The sequence below is a fragment of the Comamonas sp. HJ-2 genome (assembly GCF_053615495.1).
In genome coordinates this window covers 169,323-182,497 of record NZ_JBSIFD010000005.1, presented here as the reverse complement: position 1 = coordinate 182,497, position 13,175 = coordinate 169,323, and the positions used below count along the sequence as shown (strand labels likewise).

The window sequence follows — 13,175 nt, the reverse complement described above, 5'->3', positions numbered from 1 at the left end:
GGCGGGCAGGATCAGAGTCCGAAGTCGTCCACGCTGCCGTTCATGGCGCGCATGATGAGGTCGCGCGAGAGACGGTCGCTGAGCAGCTCGGCAAACCGGTAGACGAAGTTGCGCAAGTATGCGCCTCGCTTGATGGCCACACGGGCCACGCTGGTGCCGAACAGATGGCCGACGGGGCGCACCACCAGGTCGTTGACGGGATCGTCGCGCATGGCCATCTCGGCCACGATGCCGATGCCCAGGCCCAGACGCACATAGGTCTTGATCACGTCGGCATCGATGGCTTCCAGCACGATATGCGGATGCAGGCGGCGCATCTCGAAGGCCTGGTCGATCTTGCCGCGTCCGGTAAACGACGGGTGGTAGGTGATCAGGGCTTCCTGGGCGATGTCCTCGAGCGTGATGCGCTCTTTCTGCGCCAGCGGGTGGCCCGTGGGGATGACCAGCACATGCTGCCATTCGTAGCAGGGCAGGGTCACCAGATCGGGGTAGTCGGCCAGCGATTCGGTGGCCATGCCGATCTCGGCGACTTCGTCGATCACCATGCGCGCGACTTCGGCGGGCGTGGCCTGGTGCAGGCTGATGGTGACCTTGGGATAGAGCTCGCGCAGGCGTGCCACGGCGGGCGGCAGCACATAGCGGGCCTGGGTGTGGGTGGTGGCGATGCTCAGCGTGCCGCTGTCCTGGGCGCTGTATTGCTCGCCGATGCGCTTGAGGTTGCCCACCTCGCGCATGATCAGCTCTATGCTCTTGAGGACTTCCTGTCCCGGCTCGGTGATGCGCTTGAGGCGCTTGCCGTGGCGCGCAAAGATATCGATGCCCAGCTCTTCCTCAAGCTCGATGATGGCTTTGGAGACTCCGGGCTGGGAGGTGTGCAAGGCCTTGGCCGCCTCGGTGAGGTTGAGATTGCGGCGGGCGGCTTCCTGAACGAAGCGGAATTGATGCAGGTTCATGACGGCATGGACTAAGAACTTGCATCATTATGCTTCAAATATCTAAAGAAGCTGTTTTTTATTTGAAATCTGTATGTTTGAGCACTTCGGTGCCAGCTGCCGCCTCTATCGCCAGCTGCGCCAGCAGGGACGTGACGCGCGGATTCTCGCCCGCAGTGGTCTGCAGATCGAACCGACAGGCGGGATGCTGCCGGCGCAATTCGTCCAGCAGGCGCGGAATGTCTTCTCGTGCATGTTTGCCAGTGCCGAGAAACAGCGGCAGCACGATCAGATGCTCGACGCCCTGGGCAATCAGGCTCTGCGTGGCGGCAGGCAGATCCGGGGCGCAGGCGTCCAGATAGGCGCAGATGCAGGGCAGGTCGGGCTGCATGGCCTGCAGCAGCTGGTGCACGGCCTCTATGGGCTGGCGCCAGAGGGGGTCTCTGGAGCCATGGGCCAGTAGGATCAGGCCGGCCCGGGCTGGAGAGTGGTTGGCTGCGTCATCCATGGCTAGCGCCTCAGTACCAGCCAGCCAAAGGCCGAGAGCGATAGCGCGGTGTAGAGCAGGCCCGGCGCCGCGGCGGCCAGCCAGGGCCACCAGGATTGCAGGGTGCCGATATAGCCGAACACGTTGTTGAGCAGGAAGAAGCTGATGCCGGCCATCACCCCGCCAAACACATAGGCCGTGATGCCGCCCGAGCGGAAATGCAGATAGGCAAAAGGCAGGGCGAGAACCACCATCACCAGGCAGCTCAGCGGGTAGAAGACCTTGCGCCAGAACTCGATTTCGTACTTTTGCGCGGCCTGGCCGTTGTCCTGCAAATGGCGTATGAACTGGAACAGCGCAATCGTGGTCATGCGATCAGGCTTGAGCAGCGCGCCCGAGACCATGGCCGCAGTGACCTTGGTGGGCCAGTTCATGCTGGCTTCGCTGATTGGGCTTAGCTTGGTGACATCGCCATCCTGGGCCACCTTGCTGCCTTGCACGCCCTGCAGCGTCCACTGCTCCCTGTCTTCATCGACCTGGGCCGACTGGGCGTTGATCTGCGCGGCGATACGGCCCTTGCTGTCGAACTCGAAGATGCGCACATTGACGAAGTCGCCAGGGCTCTTGACGGCGCCGACGTTGATGGCGACCGAGTGATCGCCTTGCTTTTCCTTGAGCCAGGCGCCTGTCGCGCCCCGGGAGATCTGGCCTTTGCTGACCACACGCAGTTTCTGGCTGAAGTTGTCGGCAGCGGGGGCAATATAGTCGCCCACCAGCACCGTGAGCAGCACAAAGCTCATGCCCAGAATCAGCAGCGTGCGCAGTGCCAGCCAGGGGCCCATGCCGCTGGTGCGCATGATGGTGAACTCCGAGCTCTGGGCGAACTTGGCCATCACGAAGATGGCGCCGATCAGCACGGCAATCGGCATCAGCTCGTAGAGGTGGCCCGGAATGGACAGGGCCACAAACAGCAGGGCGCGCGTGGCGGTGTAGCCGGCGTTGCCGCTGCCTACCCAGCGCATCTCATCGACCAGGTCGAAGAAGAAGAACAGCGCCAGAAAGGCCAGCGAGACATACAGGACGGCCTGTATGACCTCGCGATAGATCAGGTTGCGCAGGACTTTCATCGTGCCACCTCCTTGCGGGTGCCCGAGCGCTGCAGCAGATCGCGCGGCGACCAGCGGAAATGGCGCGCCAGCAGTACCAGCACGCTGACGATCAGGATGCTGCCGTGCAGCAGGCCCAGAATGCCCCACATGCCTATCTTGTTGGCGCTGACCCAGCTCTCGCCCAGTGTCATGAGGTTGTAGTAAACGATAAAGGCGAAGAGGGCGATCATCAGGCTGCTGCTATTGCCCGCACGCGGGTTCACGCTGGAGATGGCCAGGCCCAGAATGACAAAGTTGAGCGCGGCAAACGGCAGGCCCAGACGCCATGCGAGCACGGAGCGGGCAATCGGCTCGTCCTTGCCGATCAAGTCCTTGGTGGGCATGCTGCGCGCCGCCATCTCCTCGATGGCGACGGGGTTGTCGTTGTCGACCTGCACGCCGTATTCCTTGAATTCGGTGATGCGCACCGAGCCGTCGTCGCTGCGTGTCTCCATGCGCTGGCCGTCTTCGAGAATCACCATGCGCTGGCCCTTGATGACGGCCAGATGCGCGCCCTTGGCCGAGGTCACGGACTCCTTGCCCGGGTCGCGCGAGACCACGAAGACATTGCTGGCCGCCATGTCCGAGGGAGAGTCCTTGTCCACGAAGAACACGCGTGTGCCGCCGGCCGATTCCTGGAACTCGCCGGGTGCGATGCGATCCAAGTCGCTGCGCTGCTGGAACTGGGTCTTGATCTGCTCGATTTGCTGATAGGACCAGGGCAGCACGCCGAGGGCCAGGACGGCCGTGATGAGAATCACCGGCCAGGCAAAGCGCAGCAAGGGTTTGAGCAGGCTGGCCAGACCCTGGCCGGCAGCAAACCAGATGACCATCTCGCTGTCGCGGTACATGCGGGACAGAGAGCCCACAATGGCGACAAACAGACTCAGGCCCAAAATGGTCGGGAGTTGTCCGAGCACGGTGAAACCCATGACCAGCATCACGTCGGAAGGGCTGACACTGCCCTTGTAAGCTTGACCCAGGGTGCGGATCAGCATCATGGTCATCACCACAGTGATCAGAACCACGGCCGTCGCGCCAAAGCTGCGGGCCAGCTCTTTGCGTATGGATGAATCGAATAACATTGGCTAAAAGGAAAACACCGATTATGAACTTTGAACTGAAGGCTCTGACCGCTGCCGCTGCAGCGCGCGAAAAATGTGATTTGCTGCTGGTGCTGGTTTCTGAACAGGCAGCATCGGGCACATTCGGCAGCGACGCCATCGGAGCCATGGTGGCTCATGCGGTGAAGCAGGGTGATTTTGCCCTGTCTTGTGGCAAGCAATTGCCTTTGTACCAAGTGCCCGCCATTGCCGCACGTCGTGTGGTGCTGCTGGGCGTGGGAGCTGGTACTCCCAAGGACGTGCGCAATGCCTTGGCTGGCTGCGGCGCGGTGCTCAAGACCGAAGGCATTGCCAAGGCTGTTGTGAGCTTTGCCTTTGATGCCGATGTCCAGGCTGTGGCGGCTGCCGTGCAGGCGGTTGCCGATGCGACCTACCTCTATACCCACACCAAATCCCAGGCCAAGCCCGTGGCGCTGACCAAGCTCGTGCTGGGCGTATCGTCCAAGACGGCCGCTGTTACCGCTGCTTTCAATACCGCAGTGGCGCAGCAGGAGGGCGTTGCCATGGCCCGCGAATGGGCCAACCGCCCGGCCAACCATGCAACGCCCACCTTGCTGGCCAATGCTGCCAAGAGCATTGCCAAGGCAGCACGCATGAGCTGCAAGATTCACGGCCCTGCCGATGTGGCCAAGCTGGGCATGGGTGCTTTCATGGCGGTGGCCCAGGGCTCGCGCGAACCCCTGCGCTTCATCGAATTGCACTACAACGGTGCGGCCAAGAGCGTGGCCCCCATCGTGCTGGTGGGCAAGGGCATCACTTTTGACACCGGCGGCATATCGCTCAAGCCTGCAGCCGAGATGGATGAGATGAAGTTCGACATGGGCGGTGCTGCCAGCGTGCTGGGCGTGTTCCAGGCGCTGGCCAAGCTGCAGCCGGCCATCAATGTCGTGGGCCTGATTCCTGCATGCGAGAACATGCCCGACGGTGCAGCCATCAAGCCTGGCGATGTGGTGACCAGCATGAGCGGTCAGACCATCGAGATCCTCAACACGGACGCAGAAGGTCGCCTGGTGCTGTGCGATGTGCTGCATTACGCATCGCGTTTCAAGCCCTCTGCGCTGGTCGATATGGCCACGCTGACTGGCGCTTGCGTGATTGCCCTGGGCGGTTTGCGCAGCGGCCTGTTCTCGACCAGCGACGAGCTGGCAGCAGCCTTGCAGACTGCGGGCGACGCGGCGCTCGACCCTTGCTGGCGCATGCCTCTGGACGAGGAGTACGCCGATGGCCTCAAGAGCAATTTTGCGGACATGGGCAACGTGGCAGGGCGCGCCGCAGGTGCGGTGACGGCCGCCAAGTTCCTGCAGAAATTTGTGGGCGATATTCCCTGGGCACATCTGGATATCGCCGGTACTGCCTGGAAGAGCGGTGCTGCCAAGGGCGCTACGGGTCGCCCCGTAGGCCTGCTGGTGCAATATCTGCTGGGTCAGGAAGGCCGGATTGCCGCTGCAGCAGCGACTGCTGCCAGGACCCCGGTGGCTCGCAAGAGTGCTGCCAAACCTGCGGCTTCGCGCCGCACGCGTGTGACTGCCAAGGCTTCGGCTTAAGAAAAGTCGGCAGATGCGGCCTGGTTTCGGGCCGCATCTGCCGCCAAGAGTTGTGACAGAAATTGCCTTTCATTTCAATGCACCAGACAAGCTGGGCTATGTGTGCCGATTCGCACGCAAGGCTCTGCGTCATGGTGCGCGTATCGTGGTTCTGGGGGATGGAGCTGCGCTGAGCCGGCTTTCGCCCCGTTTGTGGAGCGTGTCGGCCACGGATTTTCTCGCGCATGCTTGCGAGTCGGATGGGGCGCGGATGCTTGCTGCTTCTCCCGTCATCCTGGCCGAACACCTGCAGGACCTGCCTCATTACGATGTCCTGGTCAATCTCACGCCGCAGGTGCCGTCGGGGTTTGAGCGCTTCGCGCGCGTGGTGGAAATCGTTTCTTCCGGCGATGAGATGGATCGCCAGGATGCGCGTGCCCGCTGGCGCGACTATGCAGCGCGTGGTTTTTCCATCGTCCGGCACGATCTGAATCTCAAGGGCTAGGTCATGAGCTCCTCATCCAAAGTTCCGCCACGCTTCGTCCCCACCCTGACCGAGGTGGTTCAGCCCGAAGCTGCCGCGCTTGAAGACACTGCGGACAGCGCTCAGCCGGCGCCGCCGGAGCACTCTCAGGGAGCTGCGCAGCAGGTGCTAGGCCCGCGGACGCTGGGAGACAGCGTTGTCCCTCTGGCGAGGCCGTCGTTTCACACCTCATGGCTGGCGGACGGTCTCTACGGCCGCGGCCGGCCTGCAGGTATTCCGCATCAACTGCCCCCTTTGCCGGAATCCTTGCCGCCGCAGCAGTCATTTGCGCAGAGCATGGCTGGGGAGGTGGTAGAAGCAATATCGGCCAGGCAGGTGGAGCCTGAGACTGAGTTGGTAACTGCCGAACTCGTGGCGGCATTTCCGCTCGCAGACCAGGCGGAGCAGCCATCCGTTACGGACGCTGGCCAACCCCAGGGTGAAGAGCTTCAACCTGGGTCTGAGGCACTCGATGAGGAAGCCGCCGAGCCACTCGTCCAGGCACAAGATGTGGAGCAGGCTGTTGAACCCGCCCCGGTCTTTGGGGCAGCCGGCCTGCAGCAGGCACTGGATGCGCACGGTGCCGTGGTGACCGAAGAGTATCTGGTCCACAGACTCATGCAGCGGGTGGATCTGGTTCTGGAGCAGAAGCTCAAGGAGGCGATAGCGCAGGTTGTGGAAGCACAGACCCGATCCATGGTGCTGCGCCTGCGTGAAGAAGTGGAGACCGTGGTGCGTCAATCGGTCTACGAAGCCGTGGAGGCCGAGCTTGCACAGCAGACCCGGCAATAGCCGATAGCCGCTGGCCGCGGCATCCCAGCCTAGCGGTTCAGTCGCAGCGGACCGTTGAAAACCTCGGGGTTCAGAATATTGCTGGGCTGGCCGTTGGCAAAGTTCACCACGTTCTCGAACGCCGCGCGGAAATACAGCTCATAGCTGTCCTGTTCCACATAGCCGATATGGGGTGTGCATATGCAATTCTCCAGCCTCAGCAAGGCATGGCCTTGCAGTATCGGCTCGCTTTCGAAGACATCGATGGCGGCCAGGCCGGGGCGGCCGCGGTTCAGGGCGCAGAGCAAGGCTTCGGGCTCCACCAGCTCGGCGCGCGAGGTGTTGACGAACAGGGCGGTCGGTTTCATCCGCGCCAGATCCTGTGCCGTCACGATGCCCCGCGTCGCGTCGTGCAGACGCAGATGCAGCGACAACACATCGCATTGCTCGAAAAAGGCTTCCTTGGAGGGGGCGCTCAGATAGCCGTCGGCCTCGGCCTTGCGGCGCGAGGCTTCGCTGCCCCAGACGCAGACCTGCATGCCGAAAGCCTTGCCGTAGCCCGCCAGCAGCTGCCCGATGCGGCCATAACCCCAGATGCCCAGCATGCGTCCGCGCAGCACGCTGCCCAGCCCGAAGTTGGGCGGCATGGATGCCGCCTTGAGTCCCGACTGTTGCCAGGCACCATGTTTGAGATTGGCGATGTACTGCGGCAGGCGACGCATGGCCGACATGATCAGCGACCAGGTCAGCTCTGCCGGCGCAATCGGAGAGCCCACGCCTTCCGCGATCGCCACGCCACGCTCGCTGCAGGCCTGCACATCGATATGGGCGCCCGCCTTGCCCGTCTGGGAAATCAGCTTGAGCCGGGGCAGTTTATCGAGCAGCTGGCGCGAGATCTGGGTGCGCTCGCGAATCAGGACGATGACATCCGCATCGCGCAGCCGGACTGATAGCTGTCCCACACCCTTGATGGTGTTGGTGTAGACCTTGGCGTTGAAGGCATCGAGCAGCTTGGCGCAATCGAGCTTGCGAACCGCGTCTTGGTAATCGTCCAGGATAACGATGTTCACCACTGGCATCCTTAAGTAAGTGGCTGAGTTTATTGAATGAAATTCAATGCGATCAAAGGCTTAGGATTGCTCTCGTGAAAACTTACGCCAAATCGACGCCACCAGATTCCCTGCGTGCACACCCTACACATACCAGAGCTTAGCTCAGGTTTGGCACCGGTTCTGAAAGCCAGGCTGACGCATGGCATTTGCAGGCGCTTGATGACCATGCCCCAAGAAGCTCCGGGTTGCGGATGCCATTGTGATCCAGGCCGGAGACGGTCCGTGGCTTGCAGTGGCTGTGACCGGCAAAACTGGGGTTTACCGGTATGTCCGAGCTGGTACGCAGACGACCGGTGCGTCAGCGCATCGAGGCAACACGATCCGCAAATGCCGGGCTGCCGGGCACTCGTGGCATCTGCGGCTTGGCTGCTTCAGCCCCGACCGTTCGAGCCTGCCCGATGTGCAGCAGCTTTGTAATATCTTCTGCCTGATTCAGAGGCCAAAGGTTTGCGCCTCCGGTCTGTTGACCAGGCAGTCATTTTCGGTGCGCTGCCAAATGCAAACCGGTTCGAAAACCGGTCCATATGGGTAAAACGCTTGTCAAGCATTTCATATATGTCCAATCATTAACATCTCTGCCGGCTGCTTGCTCAATACCGGCGCGGATATCGATGACTGTGCAGGTGTCAGGGTCGGTCAGAAATTAATGTGTCGCCGCATTCCCAATCAAGGTGAGAATGTGGCGATGGAGAAGAATAGTTATATTTCGTCACTTTCTGATTCTCGCCTGGATACCCAACCGCAACTGCTTGAGGTGGCTGTGGCCCAGGCATTTAATGCCGTGGTGATAACCGATGCCGAAATGGCTGGCGGTGGCCCGTTCATTCGCTATTGCAACAAGGCATTTACCAGCATGAGCGGTTACTCCGCAGCAGAGCTGCTGGGCCGGTCTCCGCGTATGTTGCAGGGCCCCGAGACGGATCAGCAGGTGATTGAGCAATTGCGCCAATGCCTTGCCGAGGGACGTTTTTTTCAAGGTAGCGCAGTCAACTACCGCAAGGATGGAACGCCATACCATGTGTCCTGGAATATCTCTGCCGTGCGGGATGTAAACGGGAAGATCACGCATTTTGTATCCGTGCAGCAGGATGTGACGCGGCAGGTGGAAAGCGAAAGGCAGCGGGATTTGATGATCCAGGCATTGAACTCGGCCAATGCGCCGGTATTCATTACCGATCGCAATGGCTATCTCGTGTTTGTCAATCATGCTTTTGAGCATCAGACGGGTTATTGCGCCGCAGAAGTAATGGGTCGCACGCCGGCCATGCTGCAGTCCGGCTCACATACGGCACAGTTTTATGCCGAGTTGCGCGACGCCTTGGTGCGCGGAGAAAACTTCAGCCGGACTTTCATCAATCGGCGCAAGGATGGCGAGCTCTACCATGCCGCCCAGAGCATTTCGGCGCTGCGCGATGCCAGGCACCGGATAACGCACTATGTGAGCATTTCCAAAGACATCAGCGACCTGGTTCAGCGTGAACAGTAACTGCTGGTACGGGCCTACCGGGATGATCTGACCGGCTTGCCCAACCGCAGTGCCGGAAGTTACGAGCTGGAAAATTGCCAGCGAATTGCCGAGCGTCAAGGCGTTCCCTATGCACTGATCATGTGCGACGTCGATCTGTTCAAGCAGGTCAACGATCAGTTCGGCCATGAGGCCGGCGACCAGGTCCTGCAGCAGATCGCAAAAGTCCTCAGGAACACCGTACGGTCCTCGGAGCATGTTGCGCGCTGGGGTGGCGAGGAGTTCCTGATCATCGTACCGGGCGTCGGCCTGCAGGCGGCCCTGGAGCTGGCCGAGCGGCTGCGCCGCAGCATCGCATCGCACAGCTACGCGGCGGCAGGAACCATCACCATGTCGTTCGGCGTGGGCAGCTGGCAGGCCGGTGAAGCCTCTGCGCAACTGCTGCGCCGCACCGACATGGCCTTGTACCGGGCCAAGAGTTCGGGCCGCAATCAGGTTCAGAGGGCTCGCTATCCGGGCCGGGGCGACGAACTCGAGCGCAGCAGGGATGGCTCTCGTGACGCCTGGCCCGTCCCGCGCACCGGAGCCGGTAACTGATATTTGTCGGGAAATCGATTTCTCGGCTTTTGGACACTTGCTAACATCGCCCCGAATTCAACAGTCCACTGATCAAACGGACTCCTTCTTCCTAACCTCAGAGCATGGGTAGCCACCAATGTGTAGCCGCGCGAATGAGCTTTACTGATCGGCTGATTCATGCCTAGCAATTTGCAGCTGTACTTGTTGGTCGCGCCGGTATGCATAACGGCACTGGGCGCACTCATGGCTTTTTGCTGGCTTGCACAGCGCCGCTCAGTGTTTCTGCTCTCGACGGCTTGTGGGTTGACACTTACGGGGCTTGCCTTGGGTTGGCAGTGCTTGACACCTCACGGACAACTGGTTCGGTGGGCTGTTTACACCGGGCCCATTTATCTGTTTGGTGCCTGGCTCTGTACCTGGGGCGTCGCTCAAAAGTTTTCCGTCTCCTCATATCCCAAGATCTCGGCCCTGGTATCGATCATCGTGGTTGCTGCTCTTTACGAGTACAGCATCGTGCAGGACAACATTGCTGCGCGCGTGCTCTGGCTGAACACAGGGCTTGGCATCATTCACTTCATACCGTTTCCTGCCATTGCGCTAAAAAAAGTCAGACGTGACGGGCTGGAAAAGCTGCTTTACAGGTCATATGGGGCCTTTGCGATCTATACAGTGCTCAGGCCCATCATGGTGCTGTTTCTGGGATTCACTGAGCTTCAGGACATGCTCAGCTCCATTTACTGGTTGGTCACCATGCTGGGCTCGCTATTGTTCAGCCTGGTGTTCTCGGGCCTCATGCTCATCGTTTCGATGAGGGATGCAATGGCCACACTCAGAGACGAGCGCAATCACGACATGCTGACTCGCGTGTTGAATCGTCGCGGCTTCTGGGAGCTTGCAGACCCGCTGGCCCGGGATCGAAAAGCGCAACCGCTTTCCATCGTGGTGGCGGATCTGGATCACTTCAAGCGGGTCAACGACAACTGGGGGCACGAATATGGAGACGGAGTACTCAAGGCCGTCGCGGAAGTCATACAGGCAAGTGTCCGTGGAACCGACCTGGTGGCTCGCTTTGGAGGCGAAGAATTTGTGCTGCTGTTGACCCATGCCGACATTGAGACTGCACAACGTGTGGCGCAGCGTATTCGTGCCGGAGCGGTCGAGATCATTGCGCCATTGCCCGATGGTCAGCGCGTGACCTTGAGCATGGGTGTCGTTGTCAGTCCATTCGGCAGCGATCTGCGCGAAGCCCTAATGAGGGCTGATCAGCAACTCTACAAGGCCAAGGAGCTTGGGCGCGATCAGGTCGTCGTGCATGGACCCGGGGACGTCGCGGCAGCGGCGTGAGATACCGGATGCACTCAGCTCTTCTTGCTGAAGAGTGACGGCCGCTCGGCGGACTGTGCTGCATCGCGCATAAATGGCGGCACGGACAGTACAAGCAAAAGAGCGGCCAGCGGAACCACGCAGATGAAGCCGATATGCTTGAAGCCCAGTGCACCGGTAATGCCGCCCAGCACAAACATCAAGATCAGCCCTGCGGACACCTTCATACGGCGCCAGTCATGCCGAACCAGGGGCGACAGTTGAAGGCCGGCGTTGGCGTGGCGCTTCCAGAAGAACATCTTGCCCAGTTCCATGCCCAGATCCGTGAAATTGCCGGTCATGTGCGTGGTGCGAGTGCTGCCGCCGGATGTCTTGGAACCTACGGCATTCTGCAAACCCATCATGAAGGACAGCAGCAGAACGGTCAGCGGCACTGCGAAGGGAGTGTTCCAGGTCAAGGTGACTGTGCCCATCAGGCCGAAGGCAATCAGCATGACGGCCTCCAGCATCAGCGGCAGGGCATAGACGCTGTACAGATGGCGTTTGCGCCCCCAGTTCACCAGCAACGCGCAGACGGCCGCGCCTGTTGTAAAGGCGATGATGGCACCAAGCGCATTCAGCAGCAGCTTGGCGTTCTCAAGCACCAGGCCGTCAGCCAGTTGAGAGGCAAAGCCCGTCATGTGCGAGGTATACATCCGCAGCACAAGAAAGCCGCCAGCGTTGACCGCGCCTGCGTTAAAGGCCAGCAGCAGACCCAGGGCGACATTGGTGGACGGCGTGCGATGCCGGTTGGTGAGATGGCGAAGTCTGCGCATCAAGGATTCCACTGACAAAAGTGCACCCATGACGGGGTGCATCAATGCTGGCAAATTGGTTTGCCAGCGACCATGCAGGAATCATTGTGGGCCAACTTGGATACGTGAGCTGCCTGGTGCGTGATGGCATGGGTCAGCGAATTCACCGGCTTACATCAGCAATGCCATGGGGTGGTCTGCCGGTAAGGTGTGTTCAAAGCTGATGTCTGGGTAAGTGCGGCCTTCCACATGAACGCGGTCTCGGCCAGCATTTTTGGCGCTGTACAGCAACTGGTCGGCTTGCCTCAGTGCACCTTCAAGCTGGTCGGCATTGCTGATTGAAGTGATGCCAAAGCTCAGCGTCAGGGCTGGCCCTTTCGGCAATAGCTCCTGGTCATTTCTCAACTCCAGGCCAATGCGCTTGGCGACTTGCTCGGCACCTTGCAAATCGATCTTTGTCAGCAGAACCATAAACTCTTCACCGCCGAAGCGGGCAACCAGATCATTGCTGCGCACATTGTGCTGCATCGCTCTGGCGACAAGCTGCAAGACCTCGTCACCTTTGTCATGCCCCCAGTTGTCGTTGATGCGTTTGAAATGATCAATATCGCTGGCCAGAAGCGCCATGGGATACAGGCGCTGGTCGGCCAGGCGATGCTGTGCGGCTTCACTGAATGCGCGGCGATTCAGTATCTGGGTCAGAGCATCCAGGTCGCGTTCAGTGCGCAGTTGACGGACTGTGTCCCTGATGGTGACTGCACAGACTAAAACCGTGAAGAGCAATGCAAAAAGCAAAATACTCATCAGCGTTGTCAGCCAATAGGTTGAGTTGGCATCCATGGCATCGCCGAGACCGTTATGCGCGAAAGTCGCGACCAGCGTCGGGCGCAGCATGGTAAAGACGGCATAAAACATATAGGACCACAGCAAAATCCTATCCAGCCAGTCGTTGGCGAGGCCTCGTTTGAGAACTGCCGGCACTGGCAGCAAGAGCATCAGAGCTACGCCTATACCGAATGTGTGCAGTCTACCCACCTGGTTCTGTGCCACGTTGGCGAAATAGTAGAGCGAGGCCAGCGTCGCGGCACACAAGACAAGGGCTGCAAGCGGATATGTGGGTACGCACCGACGCTCTGAAAAGCTCTTGGAAAAACACCAAGCTCCCGCCAGAAACAGAGCGTTGACGAGAACCACATAGTGATTGAGGACTTCAAACTTCAGCACGCTGCGAATGCTGATGGACATTGCGGTTAGCAGGAAAGAGGCGCACAGCCAGAGTAGAAAGCGTTGCTTGGGCTGGGTCGCCCAGCACACTCCCAGCAGGCCGGCCAGGAAGAGCAGGGACAGAGATGGCATCAACACAAAGATGTGGTCGTTGCTCGTATGCATACACA

General features: G+C 60.2%; 13 protein-coding genes. 6 read left to right on the top strand and 7 right to left on the bottom strand.

Features of this window, described 5'->3' with window-relative positions; all coding sequences use genetic code 11:
• Positions 1-11: 11 nt before the first annotated feature.
• From ACWGXF_RS06700 to lptF, 4 genes are read right to left on the bottom strand one after another with little or no spacing between them, the layout of a single operon-like run.
• Positions 12-953: a CysB family HTH-type transcriptional regulator gene (locus ACWGXF_RS06700; RefSeq protein WP_003062823.1), complete on the bottom strand. Its 942-nt coding sequence runs from the start codon at positions 951-953 to the stop codon at positions 12-14.
• Between the two features lie 58 nt (positions 954-1,011).
• Positions 1,012-1,440: a sirohydrochlorin chelatase gene (locus ACWGXF_RS06695; RefSeq protein WP_256630781.1), complete on the bottom strand. Its 429-nt coding sequence runs from the start codon at positions 1,438-1,440 to the stop codon at positions 1,012-1,014.
• 2 nt (positions 1,441-1,442) lie between these two features.
• A complete protein-coding gene (gene lptG / locus ACWGXF_RS06690) occupies positions 1,443-2,546 on the bottom strand; it encodes an LPS export ABC transporter permease LptG (RefSeq protein WP_012838836.1) in 1,104 nt (367 codons plus the stop codon).
• A complete protein-coding gene (lptF, locus tag ACWGXF_RS06685) occupies positions 2,543-3,652 on the bottom strand; it encodes an LPS export ABC transporter permease LptF (RefSeq protein ID WP_012838835.1) in 1,110 nt (369 codons plus the stop codon). Before lptF ends, lptG begins: the two co-directional genes overlap by 4 nt.
• A 23-nt stretch (positions 3,653-3,675) precedes the next feature.
• On the opposite strand from lptF, the gene ACWGXF_RS06680 reads away from it, so the two are divergent.
• Genes ACWGXF_RS06680 through ACWGXF_RS06670 form a run of 3 tightly spaced genes read left to right on the top strand, consistent with a single transcriptional unit; the run spans position 3,676 to position 6,529 of the window.
• The gene (locus ACWGXF_RS06680; protein WP_256630780.1) at positions 3,676-5,235 is read left to right on the top strand and encodes a leucyl aminopeptidase; all 1,560 of its coding nucleotides are present in this window, start codon (positions 3,676-3,678) and stop codon (positions 5,233-5,235) included.
• A 52-nt stretch (positions 5,236-5,287) separates the two neighbouring features.
• Positions 5,288-5,719: a DNA polymerase III subunit chi gene (locus ACWGXF_RS06675; RefSeq protein ID WP_034361514.1), complete on the top strand. Its 432-nt coding sequence runs from the start codon at positions 5,288-5,290 to the stop codon at positions 5,717-5,719.
• 3 nt (positions 5,720-5,722) lie between these two features.
• A complete protein-coding gene (locus ACWGXF_RS06670; protein WP_256630779.1) occupies positions 5,723-6,529 on the top strand; it encodes a hypothetical protein in 807 nt (268 codons plus the stop codon).
• Positions 6,530-6,558: 29 nt separating this feature from the next.
• Here ACWGXF_RS06670 and ACWGXF_RS06665 read toward each other — a convergent pair whose 3' ends face one another.
• Positions 6,559-7,578, bottom strand: coding sequence for a D-2-hydroxyacid dehydrogenase family protein (locus tag ACWGXF_RS06665; protein ID WP_256630778.1), 1,020 nt, complete (start codon positions 7,576-7,578; stop codon positions 6,559-6,561).
• Between the two features lie 628 nt (positions 7,579-8,206).
• Here ACWGXF_RS06665 and ACWGXF_RS06660 point away from each other — a divergent pair.
• The 3 genes from ACWGXF_RS06660 (at position 8,207) to ACWGXF_RS06650 (ending at position 11,008) form a co-directional block, all read left to right on the top strand.
• Positions 8,207-9,106: a PAS domain-containing protein gene (locus ACWGXF_RS06660; RefSeq protein ID WP_452101776.1), complete on the top strand. Its 900-nt coding sequence runs from the start codon at positions 8,207-8,209 to the stop codon at positions 9,104-9,106.
• Complete coding sequence (locus ACWGXF_RS06655; protein WP_452101804.1) at positions 9,107-9,682, top strand: GGDEF domain-containing protein; 576 nt, start codon at positions 9,107-9,109, stop codon at positions 9,680-9,682. It abuts the gene before it with no gap.
• Between the two features lie 159 nt (positions 9,683-9,841).
• Entirely contained in the window at positions 9,842-11,008 is a 1,167-nt protein-coding gene (locus ACWGXF_RS06650) for a diguanylate cyclase (RefSeq protein WP_034389727.1), read from the top strand.
• A gap of 14 nt (positions 11,009-11,022) precedes the next feature.
• Here the strand turns inward: ACWGXF_RS06650 and ACWGXF_RS06645 are convergent, their stop codons facing one another.
• Together ACWGXF_RS06645 and ACWGXF_RS06640 are read right to left on the bottom strand one after the other, a co-directional pair.
• Positions 11,023-11,802, bottom strand: a complete 780-nt coding sequence (locus tag ACWGXF_RS06645; protein ID WP_012838828.1) for a YoaK family protein — start codon at positions 11,800-11,802, stop codon at positions 11,023-11,025.
• Positions 11,803-11,952: 150 nt separating this feature from the next.
• Complete coding sequence (locus ACWGXF_RS06640) at positions 11,953-13,170, bottom strand: GGDEF domain-containing protein (protein WP_452101775.1); 1,218 nt, start codon at positions 13,168-13,170, stop codon at positions 11,953-11,955.
• Positions 13,171-13,175: the final 5 nt, after the last annotated feature.

Excerpts from the sequence above, each read along its gene's own strand:
- lptF (WP_012838835.1), bottom strand. The coding sequence starts at position 3,652 with ATGTTATTCGATTCATCCATACGCAAAGAGCTGGCCCGCAGCTTTGGC.
- ACWGXF_RS06640 (WP_452101775.1), bottom strand. The coding sequence starts at position 13,170 with ATGCATACGAGCAACGACCACATCTTTGTGTTGATGCCATCTCTGTCC.
- lptG (WP_012838836.1), bottom strand. The coding sequence starts at position 2,546 with ATGAAAGTCCTGCGCAACCTGATCTATCGCGAGGTCATACAGGCCGTC.
- ACWGXF_RS06645 (WP_012838828.1), bottom strand. The coding sequence starts at position 11,802 with ATGCGCAGACTTCGCCATCTCACCAACCGGCATCGCACGCCGTCCACC.
- ACWGXF_RS06680 (WP_256630780.1), top strand. The coding sequence starts at position 3,676 with ATGAACTTTGAACTGAAGGCTCTGACCGCTGCCGCTGCAGCGCGCGAA.
- ACWGXF_RS06650 (WP_034389727.1), top strand. The coding sequence starts at position 9,842 with ATGCCTAGCAATTTGCAGCTGTACTTGTTGGTCGCGCCGGTATGCATA.
- ACWGXF_RS06670 (WP_256630779.1), top strand. The coding sequence starts at position 5,723 with ATGAGCTCCTCATCCAAAGTTCCGCCACGCTTCGTCCCCACCCTGACC.
- ACWGXF_RS06695 (WP_256630781.1), bottom strand. The coding sequence starts at position 1,440 with ATGGATGACGCAGCCAACCACTCTCCAGCCCGGGCCGGCCTGATCCTA.
- ACWGXF_RS06700 (WP_003062823.1), bottom strand. The coding sequence starts at position 953 with ATGAACCTGCATCAATTCCGCTTCGTTCAGGAAGCCGCCCGCCGCAAT.